The sequence below is a fragment of the Pseudomonas sp. S2_C11 genome (assembly GCF_054668395.1).
This window is the reverse complement of sequence record NZ_CP162765.1, coordinates 4,281,109-4,301,664: the sequence shown is the minus strand read 5'-3', so window position 1 is coordinate 4,301,664 and position 20,556 is coordinate 4,281,109. Positions and strand designations below refer to the sequence as shown.

The following is a 20,556-nucleotide window of genomic DNA, read 5'->3' as shown; positions in this document are numbered from 1 at the left end:
CGGATCAATCCCTCCACTCAGCCTTCCGACGTCGCCGGTGGATCAAGATCAAGAGCAGGCGAGCTGACACTCGGCCTATTGAGTGGTGAAAAGCGTGTGTGTCCGGCTTTTGATTTGTGTTGTTGCTGCCCCTCACCCCAGCCCTCTCCCGAGGGAGAGGGGGCCGATTTTGTGTGGTTTGCAAATCCTGAGTTCAACTCGGACTTTCACGTCGGCGTACCTCGCCTGAACAACTCGGTCAGTCCCCTCTCCCCTCTGGGAGAGGGCTAGGGTGAGGGTGGCGATCTGGAGTGTGTTTAAAGCGGTATCTGAGTTCGCAGAACCTTCCCACAAGGTTTTCAGGTTGTCCGTCGGACGTGCGATCTCTAGTCTTTTCCCGTCGCTGCGAATCAGCGATCGGGAGTGAGATCCCCGGATAGCTTGCAACTGGCGCCAGCACCACGATAATTGGCGCCAGCTCAATCTGCTGCCTGCTTTATGGCGGCTGTGTGCGGGCAGACTTCGGTCTGGCCGGTTGCCTGCTCCGGTGGATCTCACCTCGCACATAGCTGCCACCTATCCGCCGCGTGAGATCCGGCGATCGATGGCTGTCCATCAGCATCAGCAGGAGAAGCATTGTGGATAAAATCGTTCCCGATCCACCATACGAACCCACCCCCCTCGAACAAACCATCCGCGCCGACGACCTCGCGAAAAACCGCGAAGCGATCAAGCGGGCTCTGGATTTTTACCTGTGCCCGCAACCTGGCAAGGCGCACCCGCCCAGCACCATGTTCCTCATCCAGCCGCAAATCGATACCGAAACCCTGCTCGCCCATGCCTGTGAATCCCTCGCTTCAGCCAACACCCTGGCCAGTGATTTCGCTGATCAGTTGGGGCGACCGCAGCGCAATACGGCGCTGGCGATTCAGCAGATCATCATGCTCGCTGAGCTGGCGGTGAACCGTGCGCTGGATCGGGTGGATCCTCAGGCATGAAAAAACCACTGGGCCTTCAAGCCCAGTGGTTTTCCACAACGTGCAATTGCCCGGGCGTCACGTCACCTGTGTCAGCTTCACGTCTGTGACGAGCATGTCGATCAACGTGCGCAGGTAGGTGAAGGTCTGATCTTTTTTCTCCCAGCGATCAACGAAGAACAGACCCTTGTCATTGATCTGAATCGGCGTCTCAACGATCTCGCCGGACCTGGATTTATGCACCACGCTGGCGTTGCGGGTGTCTGCATTTTCTATAAGGAAGTTTCCGGGTTCGGTCAGTTTGCTGCGACTGACAGAAGGCGTCGCAGCAGGCTTTTTCGTTCCGGGGACGGCCACCTCCATCACAAAATCGCTGCTCAAAGCCCTGACGTTGGCCTCGTGCTTGCCGCTGACAAATTCCCACGACCCACGGTGAATATCCCGGGCCAGTTCAGGGGCTGTGTCGCGCACGTGCAGGCTGACGGCGGACAGTGTATCGGCCAGACCTGGCACACCGAGGTTGTAATTGGTATGCGCACTGCCGATGAAGGCCACCCATTTATGCGGCCCGTTGGCCAATTGATCAGCCTCGATCACTTGGGTTGCAAAATAGCTGAACATCTCGTTTCGCGAGACGTGTTCGTCATACACGCCCTTGAGGTGATAGGACGCCGTGCAATCGAGGGCTCTGATGCGAATGTTGTATTTGGCCGCCGCCTGACAGACCGCCGTGTACGTATCGTTCCCTGTGTAATTCGGCATCTGCCCTTGATCCTGACGATGCAGATAAGCCTTGAGCCTGTCGGGCATGCGCTGGGTACGCAGAAAAGTGTCGAGATCGGCCTGGTGCAGGTCGGTGAGCAGGTGCTCGACGTACAACGTGTCATAACCGGCTTGCTTAAGGGCTTTCATGTGCTTTTTCAGCAGCGCTTTGCTCGCTACATCGACGTGGGCTTCGCCGATCAGCAGATTCAGACGTCCGTCGGTCAATTGCCGCAAAAAAGCTTCGAATGTGCAGTCGGCGGTGAGCACCGGCAGGATCGGCGCATCGGGTGGGACGTAGTCGGTAAAAGCGTCCCTGGCGGTTTTTTCCAGCCGGTTGCGCTGGGCTATGAAAGCCTCGTAGGCCGTTCTTTCACTGGGTATTGTCGGGGTGTAACTCGAGTGCATGGAGTTGGGATGATGCAACATTTCAGCAATATCGTCGCGCAGTGGCGAAGCAATATCGAACTCGCTGAAATGTTCAACGGCGCTAGCTGCGGCGGGCGGCTTGGAGACAGGTAGAGGTGCCTTGTAGGCACTCGGCATCTGTACGAGGTAATCACCTTGCGCTGTCGCGTCTCCCGCGATGGCACCGGGCGCGTCCCTGCTTATGCGTGCGGGTTGGTACAAGTCGATGTCTTCAATACGCACGGCAACGGCCTCGTGGAGGTCGGCCAGGCCCGGGGTGTTGTCGAACGTGGTCATGCGCGACTGCTCGGTCAGGGCAATCCAGCGCTCTTCGCCGATCTCGGCCATATCGGTGGCAAGCGCCTTGTGCGAATAAAAGTTTCTGATGCGGTTGTTTCGCGGGGTCAAAGGCGAGAGCCTGGACATCACCATGATCCCTTCGAGTTGATAACTGGTCGAGCCGTCCAGCGCATGAATGCTCATGCCTTTTTCCCGTGCCTTGCGCACCAGCGCCAGGTAAGAGAAAGGCGCGTCTGGCTCATGGCCCATGGCTTTATCGAGCGCTTTCAGATGTTTCTTGATATGGCGCCAGGATTCTCCCTTGTTGAATTTTTCCAGTTTGAGATGAAATACGTCTCCCGGCAGGTATTCGAGGAAGAGGTGCTTGTAGCCGTTCTCCAAAAGCACGTCGAGATTTTCGATCAGTGCCTGTTTGCTGGCGATAGAGCCCGGCTGTGCACCGATGACCAGATTCTTTGCGGCGAATGCATCGCTGGCAATCAACTGTGCGAATGAGGTGTTGGCGGCAACCGCCGGCACTTCGGCGCGAGCGGGCAGCGGTGCGAGTTGGGCAAAATGGCGCGTGGCGTCCGTGGTGAGTTTTTCCACCTGTTGCAGATAGGCTTGGCGCATGCTGGCCATTTTGTCGACCACGTTGACCAGGATGACCTGGGGTGAGAAGCCCATGTAATGCTCGCCCTCCTGGAGCATTCGTCGTCGCGATTGCGGGTCCAGCAACTCTTCAACGAGATCCCGGTACTTGATCGCGACTCCATAGTCCTTATGCGGGCCGGGTGTATCGGGCACGGCTTCGTATTTTGGTGCACCGCCGGACAGGCCGCTGCGCACCATCACTCCGTCGGAGTTGCGCACGGTCAGAATGCCGGTCGAAAGCAGTCCGGAGCCATTCGGATCCGGGCGGTAGAGCAAATAACGGCCGAGTGCGTCCGGGGTCGTGCTGGCGTAATACGACTGCCCTCTGAAAACGACGGCATGCATATCGTCGCGGACCGGTTCGGTCGCCATTTGGTCGATCAATGGCAGAAGATCCTCTTGCTCGTCGCCAACGGTGGTGACAGCCCGACGCAACGGGCGCCGGACGGGCTTGAGTGAACGCAGCGCCGGACGCAGATCCGTCAGCACCGCGCCAGCACTGTTGAACAGATAACCGAGCAAGTGCCGGAACGCTTCGTTGTTATTACCCTGACGATAGGCATGCAGGGCGAGCATCGCGTCCTTGAAGGCCAGCAACAGGCCGGTGCTCAGGCTCAACAGCGGGAACGGCGCGGTGGCGATGGCAGCGACCCATTCGACGCTCGTCCAGATCAGGCCGGCGATCATTTCGGCGCGACTGGTGGTCGTGGCATGGACGTTGTCGATCCGCCGTTGCAACTTCATGTCGTAGAGCGCGGTACGCAGGTCGCTGACGGCGTCGGCCGGGCGCATCGAGTCATAACGGGCGGGGCTGGGGCTGGTTCTGTTGAGGTCTTTGGGCAGTTTCTTGCGGATGTTTTCCAGGTACGTGCGCACCCGGGTCTGGGCACTGACACCCACCCGCTGGGTCAGGTACTCGATCATGCCGGACTGCAGCAGCAGGTAATTGAACAGGCGCGCTTCGCGAAAACGCACGCCGTCCGGTGCGTCCGGCGTATACAGCAGGACCGGATCGCCGCCATGGCTGAACAACCAGGCATCGATCACCCATTCGCCGTCGATCATCAACCGGTGGATCGGGTATTTCGTCCGGGTCTGCCCCGACGTTTGATCCATGCTGCTGATGCTTTGCTGCAGCCATTGCAGGTCGCTGCTGGCGATATGTCCTTGCAGCTGGCATTCCAGCGCGGCGCTCTGCATCTGGCGCTGAGTGATGGCCAGCGTCGCGTTGCGTCGGAACGCGTAGCCTTCGCTTTTCGAATCCTGCAGCTCGTTTTTGACTTTGTCGGTATAGCGTTTGCCGATCCAGACCCCCGTGACCGAGCGGGCTACATTCTGCGCGGTCAGGCTACTGATATCGACGCCTGTCGGACCTTTGAAGCGCGCCGAGCGTGAGAATTTCTGGTCGAGAAAACCGACGCCGTCGGCATAGCCGTCGCGATACAGCCGGGTATAGGTCAGCGGTTTCGGCGTCCATGAGGGCACGATCGACTTTGGCGAATAGGCCCAGACGGTGTCCGGATCGACGTCATTGGCAGGGCGTTTGAGCAAGCGGTTCAGGCTGATCTTCGCTTGCGCATGCACGAAATCGTCAAACGCCTGAAAACGTCCGCCCGACAGCGGATGCTGATTGAACGCGCGCAAAGCCCCCTCGGCGTCGTCGCTCAGGGTCGAGAGTTTTCGGCGATTGGCCGCAGTGGTCGAGCGATACCACACCGGGGTGCTGAAATCGTAGTCGTCGATGCGTGTGGCGAGCATGTGTTCAGCCATCGCTTTGAGGCAATCGAGATGGTTGCCGAGGTGGTCGAACGTGACTTTCTGGTGCTCTGCTGCTTCCGGCTTCAGGCTCAGCCCCGACAACACCTTGCGCAGGGTCGAACGAAAGCGCATCGGCGCGCGGCTGATCAGATAGCCGGCCATGCTTTCGGCGGCGTCATTCTGCTTGGCCCAACCCAAGAGATGGGTCTGCAATTGGCGCTCGCTGTCGAACGCCTCGAACTGGCGTTCACGGGGCGCCTGCGGTGTGCAGAGCAGCAGGCGGCGGATCGCACCGGATTCGTCGGTCTGACGCAGCACCCAAAGATCCTGCAGCTGGGCGCCGTGCAAAGACAGGGTGGCGGCGCGCAGCTGTGGATCGCTGCCGTTACGCAGGCGCTGGAGCATTTGCAGATCGCCGTCGAGCAGGTGCCCTTGCAGCGCTGCGGCATGGGCGAGCGCGACGATGCGCTGATCGAGCATCTGCTCGATCGCAGGTTTGATCGCGGATCTCGCCTGCATCTGCGTTTGCAAGCGTGCGAAGTCGACGCGCGGTTCCAGCTCCAGTGCCTGCTTGATCACCCAGGCGGGCGTTACGTCCGCGTACTCGTCGGATAACGGCAGGTCGTTGTAAGTCAGCCGGGTGTGGCTGAGAAACGCCGAGCCTGGTAACTCATCGCCGGTGTGCGGGCCGCGCAAGGTCAGCTCGAGCAAATTGCTCTTGTGCACATAAGCGCCGAATCCGGGGACCTGCCGATCCGTAATGATCTGCAGCTTGTCCGGTTCCAGGTCGTCGATTTGCAGATCATCACTCAGCCGTTCCAGCCATTGGTGGCGGGCCACGGCCATCAGGCTGACCGCCGGACCCATCAGGTCAAGCAGGTTTTGCCGGGCCTGATTGTAGTTGCCCAGGTGCAACGCCAGTTCGGCCCGCTTGGCGGCGTCGGCGCTGCGGTACCAGTCCGGGGCGCTGTTGCGCAAATGCCGCTCGAACAGGGTTTGTGCCTGAAGTGCCAGGCGCGGGGTGAGATCCGGCAGCGCAGCGCCGATGGCGCGCTCCAGCTCGGCGATCAATACAGCGGCATCCTGCTGCGGATTGGCGGCGAAACTCAATGCATGTTCGATATCCAGGGTGCGCTTTTCGATCAAGGCATCGTAGATGTGTTCGAACAGCGGTTTGCTGTCGATGGGCGCCAGCTGCAATGGCCAGATTCCCGCTGTACCGACATCGTGGTAGCGGCTGGGCAGCAGCTGCATCAATTCGCCACGGCTGATGCTGTGCTGCATGGTCTTGAGCAGATGGGCATCGAGATCAGCCAGGGAACTGAACAGCTCCAGGCCCCTGGCCGGTGTGAACAACACGACGAAGCCAGCGTTCTGGTCGGTCAACAGATCGCTTACTTTCGGGGTGTCTTTTTGCGTCACAACAAAGGCCCCGGCCAGCTCGACAGTGGTTTGCTGATAAGTGAACTGCAACGCATACATGGCCGGACGCAACAGCGGGCCGAGTGCCAGTTTCTGTATCAGCTCGCCGGCCTGTGGGTGCAGCAGGCGATCGGTGACGGCCTGTTTCGCCTCGTACTCAAGCGCAGTGAAACCGGCGTCGTATTTGAGGAAGGTTTTGGCCGCTTTGCCGTCGATCTCGTCACGCAGATCCATGTTGATCAGTTGCGTGTTGAGGCGCACCTTCAGCGTGGCGATCAGTTGCTTGCCTGCCTCGCTCTGCAGGTCGGTGGTTGCCAGCGCCTGATAGAGCGCGCGGCTGCGTTGCAGATAGCCGTCGCGATAGGTTTTCAGCTGCTCTTCGAGGCGTTTGAGATGAGCCTGCTCGGTGCTCGGTTTGTGCTCGGGCAACAGCGGGGTTTCGGTGTTGAAGAGAAGACGACCGATCTGGTTGAGATCGTTTTTGAGCTCATCGGGTGTGGGTGCGTTGGGGGTGCTCATGGGCACGATTTCCATGCTGGGGATGAAGGGCCAGCATGGCGAGCAGGGCGTGGAGGAGGGTGGTATTCATGTATCGTGCGCGTGCCGTATTTTCGGCGCCCGCTCCAGCCCTCCCGCCACCCGCGCAGATCAAACCTGCGCGCTGACCTCCCCGCGACTCAGCAACGCCTCGATCGCGCCACTCAAACTCGCGGCCTTGTCCCCCACCAGCAAATGCCAGACGCCACCGTCCAACCGGCTGACACCCAGGCAGCCGAGCGCTTTGAGCTGCGCCTCGGACGGCGCCTTGGCATCGGCCAGTTGCAGGCGAATACGGGTCATGGCGATGCAATCGAGTTGCAGCACATTGTCGCGACCGCCCAGTGCATTCAGCCATTGCTGCGCCTCGTTGCGGGTAAGCGCAACAGTCGTCGGCACATCGGCAACTACTACGGTTTCTGCCAAAGTTGTACGGCCCAGCGCAGGCATGGCCAAGCGAATCTCATCGGCAATGCTGTCAGCCAACGGCCCGACCACGACCTGCAAGCTGCCGCCCTTGCCCGGGCGCACCACCGCCATCGCGCCCAGCGCTTTCAGCTCGGCATCCGAGGCCTTGTTGCGATCGACCATCTCCAGGCGCAGTCGGGTCGTGCAGGCGCCGACGGTGAGCAGATTCTCGGCGCCGCCCAAGGCTTTGATATACGCACTGGCGCGTTCGGTTTCCGAGAGCACGGCTTTTTCGGCGCTGGCGACGTCTTCGCGCCCCGGCGTCTTCAGGTTGAAGCGGCGAATACAGAAGTCGAAAACCAGATAATAAATAACCGCGTAAGCCAGCCCGACCGGCACCACCAGCCAGCCATTGGTCGACTTGCCCCAGCCGAGAATCATGTCGATGAAACCACCGGAAAAGGTGAAGCCCAGATGAATGTTCAGGGCGTTGGTGATCGCCATCGACAGCCCGGTCAGCAGCGCGTGCAGAAGGAACAGCAACGGCGCGAGAAACATGAAGGCGAATTCGATCGGCTCGGTCACACCGGTCAGAAACGAGGTCAGCGCCATCGACAGGAAGATCCCGCCCATCACCTTGCGCCGCTCCGGCAACGCGTTGCGATACATCGCCAGGCACGCGGCGGGCAGGCCGAAGATCATCATCGGGAACATGCCGGTCATGAACTGCCCACCCTTCGGATCGCCGGCGAAATAACGCGACAGATCGCCGGTCACCAATGCCCCAGTGGTCGGGTCGGTGAAGTTGCCGAAGACGAACCACGCCATGTTGTTGAGGATGTGGTGCAGGCCAGTGACGATAAGCAGGCGGTTGAACACGCCGAAGACGAAGGCGCCGATGCTGCCGCTTTCCATCATCAGCGCGCCGAACGCATTGATGCCCTGCTGGATCGGCGGCCAGATATAGCCGAACAGCACGCCCAGCGCCACCGCTGCAAAACCGGTGACAATCGGCACGAAACGCCGGCCACCGAAGAACGCCAGATACTCCGGCAGCTTGATGTCCTTGAAGCGGTTGTACAGCGCACCGGCCATCAGGCCGCTGACGATCCCGGCGAGCATGCCCATGTTGATGCTCGCATCGAGCACCTTGAGCGTGGAGATCATCACCAGATAACCGATCACTCCGGCCAGGCCGGCGGTGCCGTTGTTGTCTTTGGCGAAACCGACGGCGATGCCGATGGCAAAGATCATCGCCAGGTTGGCGAAGATCACTTGCCCGGCATCGTGAATGATCGCGATGTTCAACAGATCCGTGTCGCCCAGGCGCAGCAGCAGGCCGGCAATCGGCAGGATCGCGATCGGCAGCATCAGCGCGCGGCCCAGGCGTTGCAGGCCTTCGATGAAGAGTTGGTACATGGCGTTTGTCCTTTTTGTTTTTGTTAGCGCAGAGGCCAATGTTGATGACAGGCGTGGCGAACGGCGGCGGCGCTGGACAGCTTGAGCAAGTCGCGGCTCAGGCGCTGACATTCGGCTTCATGCAGCTGACGCACGCGTTCCTTGATTTCACCGATCTGCACCGGGCTCACCGACAGTTCAGTGACGCCCAGGCCGATCAGCACCGGCGTGGCCAACGGGTCGGAGGCGAGGGCGCCGCAGACACCAACCCAGCGCTTGTGTACTGCCGCACCCTCGCAGGTCATGGCGATCAGGCGCAGCAACGCCGGGTGCAGGGCATCGACCCGCGCCGCCAGCCCGGCGTGGTCGCGGTCCATGGCCAGGGTGTATTGCGACAGATCGTTGGTGCCGATCGAGAGGAAGTCGGCGTGTTCGGCCAGTTGCTCGGCTTGCAGCGCGGCGGCGGGGACTTCGATCATCACGCCGATCTCCGGGCGCTCGGTAATCCCCAGCTCAAGGCATAAGGCATCGACGCGCTGGCGGATGTGCAGCAGCTCGTCGACCTCGGTGACCATCGGCAACAGAATCCGGCAACGCGGCAACGGCTTGACCTGCAACAGCGCGCGCAGTTGCTGATCGAGAATTTCCGGGCGCGCCTGCGCCAGACGAATGCCGCGCAATCCGAGCACCGGGTTGGCCTCGGCGGGCAGTGGCAGGTAGTCGAGTTGCTTGTCGCCTCCGACGTCGATGGTGCGGATGATCACCGACTTGTCGCCCATGGCATCGATCACCGCTTGATAGGCGCTGCGCTGTTCTTCGACGTCCGGTGCCGTCTGGCGATCGACGAAGAGAAACTCGGTGCGCAACAGGCCGACGCCATCGGCACCGTTGGCAAAAGCGTCTGCCGCTTCGTTGCTTGAGGCGACATTGGCGACCACTTCGATGTGCACGCCATTGCGCGTTTCAGCGGGCAAATGGGCTTTGGCCTGTTGGCTGTCGCGGCGCTGCCGGCGCTCGATTTGTGCCTGTTGCACTTCGCTCAGGCGCTCGGCGTTTGGCGTCAATTCGAGGCGCCCGCCGTCAGCGTCGAGCACTACGGCCTGATCTTGCGGTTGCTCTAGCAATTGCGCGCCCAAAGCGACGAGGCACGGCAGACCTTTGCCGCGCGCCAGAATCGCTACGTGGGAGGTCGCGCCGCCCTCGGCCATGCACAACCCGGCGACACCTTGCGCGCTGAGTTGCAGCAGATCCGACGGCGTCAGTTCATGGGCGGCGACGATGGCGCCGGCCGGAACCTGGTATCCCCAGGCCTCGCCAAGCAGAGCGCGCAGGACGCGTTGCTTGAGGTCGCGCAAATCGTTGGCACGTTCGGCCAGCAGCGGACTGCCGGTGCCTTGGAGCATGTCGCACTGGGTGTCGATCGACTGACTCCAGGCGTGCGTCGCAGCGGTGCCTTGCGCGATGAATTGCTGCGCGGCGTCGAGCAGGGCCGGGTCTTCGAGCAGCGCCATGTGTGCGGCGAAGATCGCTTCTTCGTCGGCGTTCTTGTGCTTTTTCGCCTGGGCGAGGGTGGCGGCGATTTCGCTGCGCACCGCGTTCAATGCCGCTTCAAGAATCGGCTGCTGTTGCACCGGATCGTGGTTGCCCGCATCCGCCGGCAAGGTGATCGCGTTCAAGCGAAACAACGGCCCGGCGACCAGCCCCGGCGCCGCGCATACACCGTGCAACACGCCAGCCTCGGCCGGGCGTTTCAGCGCGGCTGTGGTGGTCGGCGCTTGCGCGTGATGATCATCCGGCAGCGCCGTGGCCAATGCGCTGAGCAGAGCTTGCAATGCGGCATCGGCGTCCGGCCCCTGACAACTGACGTGCACCTCATCCTGCTCGCCAATGGCCAGACCCATCAAACCGATCAGGCTGTTGCACGGCGCCGATTTACCGTTGAAGTGCAGCTGTGAATGGCTGTTGAAGCCCTGGGCGGTCTGGCGGATCAGCGCAGCCGGGCGCGCATGCAAGCCGCCGCGATGAGCGACCCGCGCTTGGCCACGAACCTCAGGCCCGCCGCTTGTATCGGTATTCGCCGCCACCACATTGCGCGCGATGATGTGCAGCAGCGGCTCGCCGACTTTCACTGTTTTGAGGGTGATCGGCCGCACCTGAAAATCCGCGCTGTTGGTCAGGATCAACAGGCTGACCAGGCTTTTGCAGTGCTGGCCGACCTTGTCCAGGTCATAGCGCAGCAGCGGCTGACCGAGGCTGACGCGATCGCTTTCCTTGACCAGCATGGCGAAACCTTCACCGTTCAATTCAACGGTGTCGAGACCCAGATGCAGGAGGATTTCCGCGCCGTTGTCGGCGCGCACAGTCACCGCATGGCTGCTGCGCGCGACGTGGATGACCACGCCGGCGCAGGGCGAATACAGCGTGTCGTTGAGCGGGTCGATGGCGATGCCGTCGCCCATCGCGCCACTGGCGAACACCGCGTCCGGGACGTTGGCGAGCGTCAGCACCGGGCCGCTGAGCGGGGCGCTGAGGGTCAGCTCTTTATTGTTGTCGGGCATGGCTGGGTCTCATCAGTTGAATCTCGGTTCGATGTCCCCTGTAGGAGCTGCCGAAGGCTGCGATCTTTTGATCTTGTTTTTTCGCTACGTGAAAAAAACAAAAGATCGCAGCCTTCGGCAGCTCCTACAGGGAGTACATCCGTCAACGGCTATCAGTGCGTGCGGGTCACTTTGCTCAAATGGCGCGGCTGATCCGGGTCCATGCCCCGCGCCACGGCCAGGCCTGCGGCCATCACGTAGAAACTCTGGATCGCCAGAATCGGGTCGAGGGCCGGGTGTTCGGCGCGGCTCAGGGTCAGGTCGCGTTCGCTGACGTCATCCGGCGCGGCGAGCAAGACCCGGGCGCCGCGTTGACGCATCTCTGCCGCGAGGCTGAGCAGGCCGGCCTGCTCGGCGCCGCGTGGGGCGAATACCAGCAGCGGATAGTGTTCGTCGATCAATGCCATCGGGCCGTGACGGACTTCGGCGCTGCTGAACGCTTCGGCCTGAATCGCCGAGGTTTCCTTGAATTTCAGCGCCGCTTCCTGGGCAATGGCGAAACCGGCGCCACGGCCGATCACCATCAGGCGCTCGCAATCGCGCAGGGCTTCGATGGCCAAGCTCCAGTCCTGTTTCGCCGCTTCGCGCAGGCCTTCTGGCAGCGCATCGTGGGCTTGCAGCAATTCGCTGTCCTCTTTCCAGTGCGCGATCAAACGCGCGCTGGCGCTGAGGGTGGCGATAAAGCTTTTGGTCGCAGCGACGCTGCTTTCAGTCCCGGCGAGCAGCGGCAGGCTGAATTCACAAGCCGCCTCCAGTGGCGAGTCGGCAGCGTTAACCATCGACACGCTGAGCGCGCCACGCTTGCGCAACAGGCGCAGGCTGTTGACCAGATCCGGGCTCTGCCCCGACTGCGAAAACGCAAAGGCGACCTGACCGCTGACTTTCAGCGGCGCCTGCTGCATGGTCACCACCGACATCGGCAACGACGCCACCGGTACACCCAGTTGCTGCATGGTCAGGTAAGCGAAGTAGCTCGCCGCGTGGTCGGAACTGCCACGGGCGACGGTCATCGCCACTTGCGGTGGCTGGCGGCGCAGGCGCCCGGCGATCTCGATCATCGGCGCGTCGAGTTGTTGCAACTGGGCTTGCACGGCCTCGAACGAGGACAGCGCCTCTTCAAGCATTTTGAAGTCAATGTCTTCTCCTTCGACCATGACGGCGGTCAGTGTGAGTGAGCGATCGAGCCGCACGCAGTCGGCCCAGGCGCCGGGGGCAAGGCGCCCGCGTTCGGTGATGCCGAGGTAGTCGGCGGGAAATTGCGACAGACGCTGCGAGGCTTCGGCGATCGGCAAACCGATCTTCACCAGATTGCGCAGGGCCTGATCCATGGTCAGGGTGCTGCCGGCCAGCGTGCCGTCGGGCAGACGCACGCCGCCCAGGCATTTGGTCACGGTGTGGCTGCCAAGCTTGTATTCACCGTCGGGCATGCCGGCGGCGGCGGTCGAATCGGTGACGCAATACAGGCACGGGATCGAACGCAGGGCCACGCGGATGGCGCCGGGGTGCACGTGCAGCAGATCGGGAATCAGCTCGGCGTATTTGGCGTGCGCCAGTGCCGCGCCGACGATGCCCGGCTCGCGGTGATGCAGCGGGCTCATGGCGTTATAGAGATGGGTGAAACTGCTGGCACCGGCAGCCAGCGCGGCGACGCCTTCCTCGTAGCTGCCGAGGGTGTGGCCGATCTGCATGCGGATGCCACGGCTGCTGAGTTCGCGAATCAATGCATCGTGACCGGCGATTTCCGGGGCAATGGTGATGACGCGGATCGGCGCCAGCGCCAGATACTCTTCAACCTCGGCCATCAACGCGGTGTGGGCGAAGTTCGGTTGAGCACCGAGTTTTCCCGGGTTGATGTAAGGGCCTTCAAGGTGCACGCCGAGGACTCGCGCGGCGCCTTTCGGACGCTGTTCGCAGAATTCTCCTACCTCTTTGAGGACGCTGGAGATCTCCGCGCTCGGCGCAGTCATGGTCGTGGCCAACAGCGAGGTGGTGCCGAAACGCACGTGGGTTTTGCTGATGGTTTCGAAGGCGTCGGCGCCTTCCATAATGTCTTTGCCACCGCCGCCGTGCACATGCAGGTCGATGAAACCCGGCAGCAGATAGGGCAGATCGTTAGCGGCCGGATCGCAGGGCACGCCTTCGATCGACACGATCTTGCCGTGTTCGTGAATCAGCCGGCCGCGAACCCAGCCGCTGGCGGTGAGGATGTTGTCTTCGGACATTTTCGTTCTCGCTTGAGGCCGCGCTCAGCGACGCGGCTCTTTATCTACGAAGCTCTTTATCTACGAAGCTCTGCAACAAAGTCGTAGTAGTCATTGCGGCAATAGGTGTCGGTGACTTCGATCGGTGTGTTGTCTTCCAGATAGCCGACCCGGGTCATCAGCAGCATGGCGGTGCCGGGGGCGATACCGACCAGTGCGGCGAATTCGTCCGAGGCGTTGATTGCCTGGATGTGCTGAAGGGCGCGGACGATCGGTTTGCCGATGCCGTCGAGGTATTCGTACAGCGAATCGCCCACCGCTTGCGGCCTGGGCATGATCGACGCGGGCAGGGTGCTCATTTCGATCGCCATGACCGTGTCATCGGCTTTGCGCAGGCGCTTCATGCGCGCCACCTTGTCATTCGGCGACAGGCTGAGGCGGATCAGTTCTTCGTGGGTTGGGAGGGTGATCTCCCGCTCCAGCCATTTCGAACTCGGCACGAAACCTTTCAGGCGCAGCATTTCGCTGAAGCCGGAAAGACGCGACAGTGGTTGTTCCAGGCGTGGGGTGATGAACGTGCCCGAGCCTTGCAGGCGGCGGATCAGGCCTTGCTCAAGCAAGACCTCCAGCGCCTTGCGTGCGGTGACCCGGGAAATGCCGAGCTGGTCGCTGAGGTTGCGCTCGGACGGCATCGCCTGTTCGGCCTTCCACTGCCCGGCATGAATCGCCGCTTCCAGATTGCGCGCCAGTTGCAAGTACAGCGGCGTCGGCTGGGAGTCATCGGGACGTAGGGTTTGAAGGTCGTTCATGTAGGTCGTTTCCGTCGCGAGTATAGGATTGTTGTGGCTCGCTTGTGCGACGGAAGCTAATACCACTTGAATACCATGTCAACGCGATGAACTGGCGTCTGACCCAATGGATTGGCGGTTTTCAGGGAGCAGTGTTTCAAGTGGTATTAGTGATGGCCTATAAAAAGCAAAAGATCGCAGCCTGCGACAGCTTCTACAGTTGAGAGTGGTATCACCCCTGTAGGCGCCGTCGCAGGCTGCGATCTTTTGATTTATTTTTTTTGCGGGTGACCAGCGGTCGAGGTTACGGGCGAATCTCGATCATCGTGCCGTCCGGTACCAGATTCCACACTTCACGCATGTCGACGTTGCGCATGGCGATGCAGCCGTCGGTCCAGTCGAGGGTATGGAACAACTGCTCCGGGTTGTCTGCCGAGTCCGGAGTGCCGTGGATCATGATCATGCCGCCAGGCTCGACGCCTTCACGGCGCGCGCGGGCGGCATCGCTGATGTTCGGGTAGGAGATGTGCATCGACAGGTTGAATTTCTCGCTGGTCTTGCGCCAGTCGATCCAATAGAAACCTTCGGGTGTGCGTTTGTCACCCTCGATCAGTTTCGGGCCTTTCTTCGCGCCCTTGCCCAAGGAAATGCGATAGGTCTTCAGCGGCTTGCCGTCGGCAATCAACTGCAGTTGATGGGCTGATTTGAGTACCAGGACTTTTTCGATCAGTGGAGTGTTCGAGGGCGTCACGGTGGTCACGAATGACGCTTGCGAAACGCTGACGAACGACAGGCAGAACAGGGCAAGCAACCAACGCATTGAAACGATTCCCCAAGAATGACGCAGACACATATTGATAGATGCAGGTGTGGTTATCGGCAGGGTGCCGCGAAGCTCAAGTGATCGCAGGTTGCACCAGTGGCGGAATCGACTCCGAACGCACCGGGTAAATCTCGCTGCGCCGATCAGCAAAGAAGCATTCCAGAGTACGCCCGACCGTGCGGAAAGCCAGCTCGTCCCAAGGAATGTCGGCTTCTTCGAACAGTTGCACTTCAAGGCTTTCCGGCCCGGCCGCGTATTGCAGATCGGCCAGTTCGGCGCGAAAGAACACATGCACCTGGCTGATGTGCGGCACGTCGATCAGCGTGTAAATGCTCAGGTTGCGCACCCGGGCGCAGGCTTCTTCAGCCGTTTCGCGGATGGCGGCCTGCTCGATGGTCTCGCCGTTTTCCATGAAGCCGGCAGGTAGCGTCCAGTAACCGAGACGCGGCTCGATGGCGCGGCGGCAGAGCAGCACTTTCGTCCCCCAGGTCGGCACGCAACCGGCGACGATATTGGGATTCTGGTAGTGAATGGTCTGACAGCTGTCGCAGACAAATCGCAGCCGCGAGTCGCCTTCGGGAATGCGCTGGGTGACCGGGTTACCGCAGTGGCTGCAAAATTTCATGCTCGGGTTCCTGAATGCTGCGCCTATCTTGGCGTGCAGCGGGGCCGGTCGGCAAGTTGTCGTTTCGCGACACGACGGGTTTCGGGGGCTTGGGCGCTCGCTTTGATTGGTGCATGATGCGGAGCAAGGCACCGATCGAGAACACTCATGCTGGACGAGCTACTGCATAGGGTAAGCAACCACACACCGCGCACGCTGGAGACCGACGCACGTTTTCCCGAAGCCGCCGTGCTGGTGCCGATCACCCGCAGTGACGAACCGGAACTGGTCCTGACCCTGCGCGCCAGCGGGCTTTCGACCCACGGCGGCGAGGTCGCCTTCCCCGGAGGGCGCCGCGACCCGGAAGACCCGGACTTGATCTTCACCGCGCTGCGCGAAGCCGAAGAAGAAATCGGCCTGCCGCCGGGTCTGGTCGAAGTCATCGGCCCGCTGAGTCCGCTGATTTCCCTGCACGGCATCAAGGTAACGCCGTATGTCGGGGTGATTCCCGACTTTGTCGAATACCAGCCCAACGATGCCGAGATCGCCGCCGTCTTCAGCGTACCGCTGGAATTCTTCCGCAAGGACCCGCGCGAGCATACCCATCGCATCGACTATCAGGGCCGCAGCTGGTACGTGCCGAGCTATCGCTACGGCGAGTACAAGATCTGGGGCCTGACGGCGATCATGATCGTCGAGTTGATCAACCTGCTCTATGACGCCTAAATCAGCCTGCACCGACCGCCGAAAAGTTTTATCGATACCTGAACCGTCGTTCGAACGGCCGTGAGCCCGAGGAAAACAAAATGAAATACCGCCTGGGCGACGCCCGTGTCGAAACCCATCCACAGAGCTGGGTCGCGCCCAATGCCGTACTGGTGGGCAAGGTCCGCCTGGAAGAGGGCGCCAACGTCTGGTTCAACGCCGTATTGCGCGGCGACAACGAACTGATCCTCATCGGCAAGAACAGCAACGTGCAGGATGGCACGGTGATGCACACCGACATGGGCTATCCACTGACCATCGGTACCGGCGTGACCATCGGCCACAACGCGATGCTCCACGGCTGCACGGTCGGCGATTACAGTCTGATCGGCATCAACGCGGTGATTCTCAATGGCGCGAAGATCGGCAAGAACTGCATCATCGGCGCCAATTCCCTGATCGGCGAAGGCAAGGAAATTCCCGACGGTTCGCTGGTGATGGGCTCGCCGGGCAAGGTAGTGCGTGAACTGACCGAGGCGCAGAAAAAGATGCTCGAAGCCAGCGCCGCGCACTATGTGCATAACTCGCAGCGTTACGCCCGCGATCTGGTCGAGCAGGAACAATGACGACTGTTGAACGACCAGTCGCCTCGCCGTGCGTGAATATCTGCGCGCTGGACGAAGATGACGTTTGTACCGGGTGCCAGCGCACGGTCGCGGAGATCACCCGCTGGGGCCGCATGAACAATGACGAGCGCCGCGTGGTGCTGGGGTTGTGTCATGAACGGGCGAAGGCGAGTGGATTGGTCTGGATGATTCCCGCGAAGTCAGGCGTCTGAACCACCGCTTTCGCGAGCAGGCTCGCTCCCACCTTGAAAATGCGTTCCACTGTGGGAGCGAGCCTGCTCGCGAAGACGTCGGGCCTGTGACCGCACCTATTGGCGCAATACCAGCGCTCAAGTAACCTGTGCGCCAAATCGACAGGCCGCCTCCATGATCTTCCTCATCGCCTACATCAGCAGCGTCGTGCTGATCAACTTCGCCTTTTCCACCGCACCGCACCTGGACATCATCTGGTCGGCCTGGGGCGGGCTGGTGTTCGTGCTGCGCGACATGGTGCAAACGCGCTTCGGTCATGGCGCGATCGTGGCGATGCTGGCGGCGCTGGTGCTTTCCTACATTACCTCCGACCCTTCCATCGCGCTCGCCAGCGCCACGGCGTTCGCGGTCTCCGAGTGCATCGACTGGCTGGTGTTCAGCATCACCAAGCGGCCATTGCGCGACCGTCTATGGATCAGTTCGGCGCTGAGCATTCCGCTGGATACCTTCATCTTTTTCGGCATGATCGACGCCTTGACGCCGCCGGTGATCATCACCGCGCTGGCCTCGAAGTTCGCCGGCGTCACCGCCGTCTGGCTGATCATGGCCTGGCGCGATCGCAAACAGGCTGTCGCCAGCTGAAGCCAAACCCTCGGGTTCATGTAAAATGCCGCGCTTTCTCCCCATGGAAAGCGCACTTGCGTGGCTTTCCTCGATGATCCGCTTCCTTTGAGGACCTGAGATGACCCGTATCGGAACTCCATTGTCGCCAACCGCGACCCGCGTATTGCTGTGTGGCTGTGGTGAGTTGGGCAAGGAAGTGGTAATCGAACTGCAGCGCCTGGGCGTTGAAGTGATTGCCGTCGACCGCTACGCCAACGCGCCGGCCATGCAAGTCGCCCATCGCAGCCACGTGATCAACATGCTCGACGGTGCTGCTCTGCGTGCAGTCATCGAAGCCGAGAAGCCGCACTTCATCGTGCCGGAAATCGAAGCCATCGCCACCGCCACGCTGGTCGAGCTGGAAGCCGAAGGCTTTACCGTAATTCCGACCGCGCGTGCGGCGCAACTGACCATGAACCGCGAAGGCATCCGTCGTCTGGCTGCCGAAGAGTTGGATCTGCCGACTTCGCCGTACCACTTTGCCGACACCTTCGAGGACTACAGCAAAGCCGTTCAGGACCTGGGTTTCCCCTGCGTGGTCAAGCCGGTAATGAGTTCGTCGGGCAAGGGTCAGAGCCTGCTGCGCAGCGCCGATGATGTGCAAAAAGCCTGGGATTACGCGCAAGAGGGCGGTCGCGCCGGCAAAGGTCGGGTAATCATCGAAGGCTTCATCGATTTCGATTACGAAATCACCCTGCTGACCGTGCGCCACATTGGCGGCACCACGTTCTGCGCACCGGTCGGTCACCGTCAGGAGAAGGGCGACTATCAGGAATCCTGGCAGCCGCAGGCCATGAGCCCGATTGCTCTGGCTGAATCCGAGCGTGTTGCCAAAGCTGTGACGGAAGCGCTGGGTGGCCGTGGTCTGTTCGGTGTCGAGCTGTTCATCAAAGGTGATCAGGTGTGGTTCAGCGAAGTTTCGCCACGTCCGCATGACACCGGGCTGGTGACGCTGATCTCTCAGGACCTGTCGCAGTTTGCCCTGCATGCCCGCGCCATTCTCGGCCTGCCGGTACCGCTGATCCGTCAGTTCGGCCCGTCGGCGTCGGCAGTGATTCTGGTTGAAGGCCAGTCGACCCAGACCGCATTCGCCAATCTGGGCGCTGCGTTGAGCGAGCCGGATACCGCGCTGCGTCTGTTCGGCAAGCCGGAAGTGAACGGTCAGCGCCGCATGGGCGTGGCGCTGGCGCGGGATGAGTCGATCGAGGCTGCTCGCGCCAAGGCGACCCGTGCGTCGCAGGCGGTTGTTGTCGAGCTGTAAACCAGGTCGCGGCATCCATTCGCGAGCAGGCTCGCTCCCACATGGGATTGGGTGAACAGAGAATCTGTGACCAATCCCAAAAACCCTGTGGGAGCGAGCCTGCTCGCGAAGCTCTTGATCTTCTGTCAGGCAACCTGATTCAGATCGTTATTGCGCGTCTCCTTCAAGCACAACACCGCAATCAGACTCAACACCGCCGCCGCCGACACATACCCGCCGACATAGCTCAACCCGCCCATCGCCACCAGTTTCTGCGCAAAGAACGGCGCCGCCGAGGCCCCGACGATGCCGCCCAGGTTGTACGCCGCTGAAGCGCCGGTATAACGCACGTGGGTCGGAAACAGCTCAGGCAACAGCGCGCCCATCGGTGCGAATGTCACGCCCATCAAAAACAACTCGATGCACAGAAACAGCGCCACGCCCCAGGTCGAGCCCTGCGTCAGCAACGGTTCCATCAGGAATCCGGACAGAATCGCCAGCACACCACCGATGATCAGCACCGGTTTGCGCCCGTAACGATCGCTGGCCCAAGCGGATAATGGCGTCGCTGCGGCCATGAACAACACGGCAAAGCACAGCAGGCCCAAGAACGTTTCGCGGCTATAACCCAGCGTGGCCACGCCGTAGCTCAGGGAAAATACCGTCGAAATGTAGAACAGCGCATAGCACACCACCATCGCCGCCGCACCGAGCAAGGTCGGCGCCCAGTATTGGCTGAACAACTCGACCAGCGGCACTTTCACTCGCTCGTGACGGGCGATCGCATTGGCGAACACTGGCGTTTCATGCAATTTGAGGCGCACATACAGGCCGACCATCACCAGCGCCGCGCTGAGCAGAAACGGAATGCGCCAGCCCCAGCTGCGGAACTGTTCATCATCCAGCGTCATCGCCAGGGTCAGGAACAGGCCGTTGGCTGCAAGAAAACCAATCGATGGCCCGAGCTGCGGGAACATGCCGAACCACGCGCGTTTGCCCTTCGGCGCGTTCTCCGTAGCCAGTAGCGCCGCACCGCCCCATTCGCCGCCAAGGCCCAGGCCCTGACCGAAACGCAGCACGCACAGCAGAATCGGCGCCCAGGCACCAATGCTGTCGTAGCCCGGCAACACGCCAATCAAGGTGGTGCACACGCCCATCAATAGCAGCGAGGCGACCAGCGTCGACTTGCGCCCGATGCGGTCGCCGAAGTGGCCAAACAGTGCCGAACCCAGTGGTCGAGCGAGGAAGGCAATGCCGAAAGTGAGAAACGCCGAAAGCATCTGCGCCGTGCCGGAGGTCTGCGGAAAGAACACCGGACCGATCACCAGCGCCGCAGCAGTGGCATAAACGTAGAAGTCGTAGAACTCGATGGCGGTGCCGATGAAGCTTGCCGTGGCCACGCGGGTGGCGGAATTGGTCGGCTGGGCAGGCGCGGTTTCGCTGTAAGCGGTATGGGTCGTCATGCGGTGATCCCTGACAGTCATGAGCTCCAGTGGAGCGAATTATTATGGTGAAACACCCAGGGATGTGGGGTA

14 protein-coding genes and 1 pseudogene are annotated in these 20,556 nt (G+C 61.2%); 6 read left to right on the top strand and 9 right to left on the bottom strand.

From position 1 onward, the window contains the following. The first annotated feature begins 617 nt into the window (after positions 1–617). Entirely contained in the window at positions 618–977 is a 360-nt protein-coding gene (locus AB4N48_RS19515) for a DUF6124 family protein (protein ID WP_406228332.1), read from the top strand. Between the two features lie 57 nt (positions 978–1,034). On the opposite strand, the gene AB4N48_RS19510 is transcribed toward AB4N48_RS19515, so the two are convergent. The 8 genes and pseudogenes from AB4N48_RS19510 to AB4N48_RS19475 all read right to left on the bottom strand — a co-directional run bounded on the left by AB4N48_RS19510 (position 1,035) and on the right by AB4N48_RS19475 (position 15,616). After that, positions 1,035–6,758 carry a membrane-targeted effector domain-containing toxin gene (locus AB4N48_RS19510; protein ID WP_460094191.1) on the bottom strand — a complete coding sequence of 1,908 codons (5,724 nt, stop codon included), beginning with the start codon at positions 6,756–6,758 and terminating at the stop codon, positions 1,035–1,037. Between the two features lie 129 nt (positions 6,759–6,887). Beyond that, positions 6,888–8,603 carry an N-acetylglucosamine-specific PTS transporter subunit IIBC gene (gene nagE / locus AB4N48_RS19505; protein ID WP_460094190.1) on the bottom strand — a complete coding sequence of 572 codons (1,716 nt, stop codon included), beginning with the start codon at positions 8,601–8,603 and terminating at the stop codon, positions 6,888–6,890. A gap of 23 nt (positions 8,604–8,626) precedes the next feature. Beyond that, positions 8,627–11,140, bottom strand: coding sequence for a phosphoenolpyruvate--protein phosphotransferase (gene ptsP, locus AB4N48_RS19500; RefSeq protein ID WP_460094189.1), 2,514 nt, complete (start codon positions 11,138–11,140; stop codon positions 8,627–8,629). Positions 11,141–11,292: 152 nt separating this feature from the next. Further along, positions 11,293–12,303 carry an SIS domain-containing protein gene (locus AB4N48_RS19495; RefSeq protein ID WP_460095570.1) on the bottom strand — a complete coding sequence of 337 codons (1,011 nt, stop codon included), beginning with the start codon at positions 12,301–12,303 and terminating at the stop codon, positions 11,293–11,295. Between the two features lie 15 nt (positions 12,304–12,318). Then, a pseudogene (nagA, locus tag AB4N48_RS19490) lies at positions 12,319–13,401 on the bottom strand (N-acetylglucosamine-6-phosphate deacetylase); the annotation flags it as partial. 56 nt (positions 13,402–13,457) lie between these two features. Next, positions 13,458–14,189: a GntR family transcriptional regulator gene (locus AB4N48_RS19485; protein ID WP_051600384.1), complete on the bottom strand. Its 732-nt coding sequence runs from the start codon at positions 14,187–14,189 to the stop codon at positions 13,458–13,460. A gap of 283 nt (positions 14,190–14,472) precedes the next feature. Then, complete coding sequence (locus tag AB4N48_RS19480) at positions 14,473–14,988, bottom strand: L,D-transpeptidase family protein (protein WP_217852193.1); 516 nt, start codon at positions 14,986–14,988, stop codon at positions 14,473–14,475. A gap of 76 nt (positions 14,989–15,064) precedes the next feature. Continuing rightward, positions 15,065–15,616, bottom strand: coding sequence for an NUDIX hydrolase (locus AB4N48_RS19475; RefSeq protein WP_150636236.1), 552 nt, complete (start codon positions 15,614–15,616; stop codon positions 15,065–15,067). 147 nt (positions 15,617–15,763) lie between these two features. On the opposite strand from AB4N48_RS19475, the gene AB4N48_RS19470 reads away from it, so the two are divergent. The 5 genes from AB4N48_RS19470 (at position 15,764) to purT (ending at position 19,042) form a co-directional block, all read left to right on the top strand. Beyond that, positions 15,764–16,321 carry a CoA pyrophosphatase gene (locus AB4N48_RS19470; protein ID WP_460094188.1) on the top strand — a complete coding sequence of 186 codons (558 nt, stop codon included), beginning with the start codon at positions 15,764–15,766 and terminating at the stop codon, positions 16,319–16,321. A gap of 80 nt (positions 16,322–16,401) precedes the next feature. Further along, positions 16,402–16,926, top strand: coding sequence for a gamma carbonic anhydrase family protein (locus AB4N48_RS19465; protein ID WP_016771546.1), 525 nt, complete (start codon positions 16,402–16,404; stop codon positions 16,924–16,926). Next, entirely contained in the window at positions 16,923–17,138 is a 216-nt protein-coding gene (locus AB4N48_RS19460) for a DUF1289 domain-containing protein (RefSeq protein WP_039759143.1), read from the top strand. The genes AB4N48_RS19465 and AB4N48_RS19460 overlap by 4 nt, the downstream gene beginning before the upstream one ends. Positions 17,139–17,292: 154 nt before the next feature. Further along, positions 17,293–17,760, top strand: coding sequence for a VUT family protein (locus tag AB4N48_RS19455; protein WP_016771544.1), 468 nt, complete (start codon positions 17,293–17,295; stop codon positions 17,758–17,760). 100 nt (positions 17,761–17,860) lie between these two features. Then, complete coding sequence (gene purT / locus AB4N48_RS19450) at positions 17,861–19,042, top strand: formate-dependent phosphoribosylglycinamide formyltransferase (RefSeq protein ID WP_024011715.1); 1,182 nt, start codon at positions 17,861–17,863, stop codon at positions 19,040–19,042. 125 nt (positions 19,043–19,167) lie between these two features. Here the strand turns inward: purT and AB4N48_RS19445 are convergent, their stop codons facing one another. Further along, a complete protein-coding gene (locus tag AB4N48_RS19445; protein ID WP_076566027.1) occupies positions 19,168–20,484 on the bottom strand; it encodes an MFS transporter in 1,317 nt (438 codons plus the stop codon). Between the last annotated feature and the right edge of the window lie 72 nt (positions 20,485–20,556).

Excerpts from the sequence above, each read along its gene's own strand:
- AB4N48_RS19480 (WP_217852193.1), bottom strand. The coding sequence starts at position 14,988 with ATGCGTTGGTTGCTTGCCCTGTTCTGCCTGTCGTTCGTCAGCGTTTCG.
- AB4N48_RS19465 (WP_016771546.1), top strand. The coding sequence starts at position 16,402 with ATGAAATACCGCCTGGGCGACGCCCGTGTCGAAACCCATCCACAGAGC.
- AB4N48_RS19470 (WP_460094188.1), top strand. The coding sequence starts at position 15,764 with ATGCTGGACGAGCTACTGCATAGGGTAAGCAACCACACACCGCGCACG.
- AB4N48_RS19455 (WP_016771544.1), top strand. The coding sequence starts at position 17,293 with ATGATCTTCCTCATCGCCTACATCAGCAGCGTCGTGCTGATCAACTTC.
- AB4N48_RS19460 (WP_039759143.1), top strand. The coding sequence starts at position 16,923 with ATGACGACTGTTGAACGACCAGTCGCCTCGCCGTGCGTGAATATCTGC.
- purT (WP_024011715.1), top strand. The coding sequence starts at position 17,861 with ATGACCCGTATCGGAACTCCATTGTCGCCAACCGCGACCCGCGTATTG.
- AB4N48_RS19475 (WP_150636236.1), bottom strand. The coding sequence starts at position 15,616 with ATGAAATTTTGCAGCCACTGCGGTAACCCGGTCACCCAGCGCATTCCC.
- AB4N48_RS19445 (WP_076566027.1), bottom strand. The coding sequence starts at position 20,484 with ATGACGACCCATACCGCTTACAGCGAAACCGCGCCTGCCCAGCCGACC.
- AB4N48_RS19510 (WP_460094191.1), bottom strand. The coding sequence starts at position 6,758 with ATGAGCACCCCCAACGCACCCACACCCGATGAGCTCAAAAACGATCTC.
- AB4N48_RS19485 (WP_051600384.1), bottom strand. The coding sequence starts at position 14,189 with ATGAACGACCTTCAAACCCTACGTCCCGATGACTCCCAGCCGACGCCG.
- AB4N48_RS19495 (WP_460095570.1), bottom strand. The coding sequence starts at position 12,303 with ATGCTTGAAGAGGCGCTGTCCTCGTTCGAGGCCGTGCAAGCCCAGTTG.
- ptsP (WP_460094189.1), bottom strand. The coding sequence starts at position 11,140 with ATGCCCGACAACAATAAAGAGCTGACCCTCAGCGCCCCGCTCAGCGGC.
- nagE (WP_460094190.1), bottom strand. The coding sequence starts at position 8,603 with ATGTACCAACTCTTCATCGAAGGCCTGCAACGCCTGGGCCGCGCGCTG.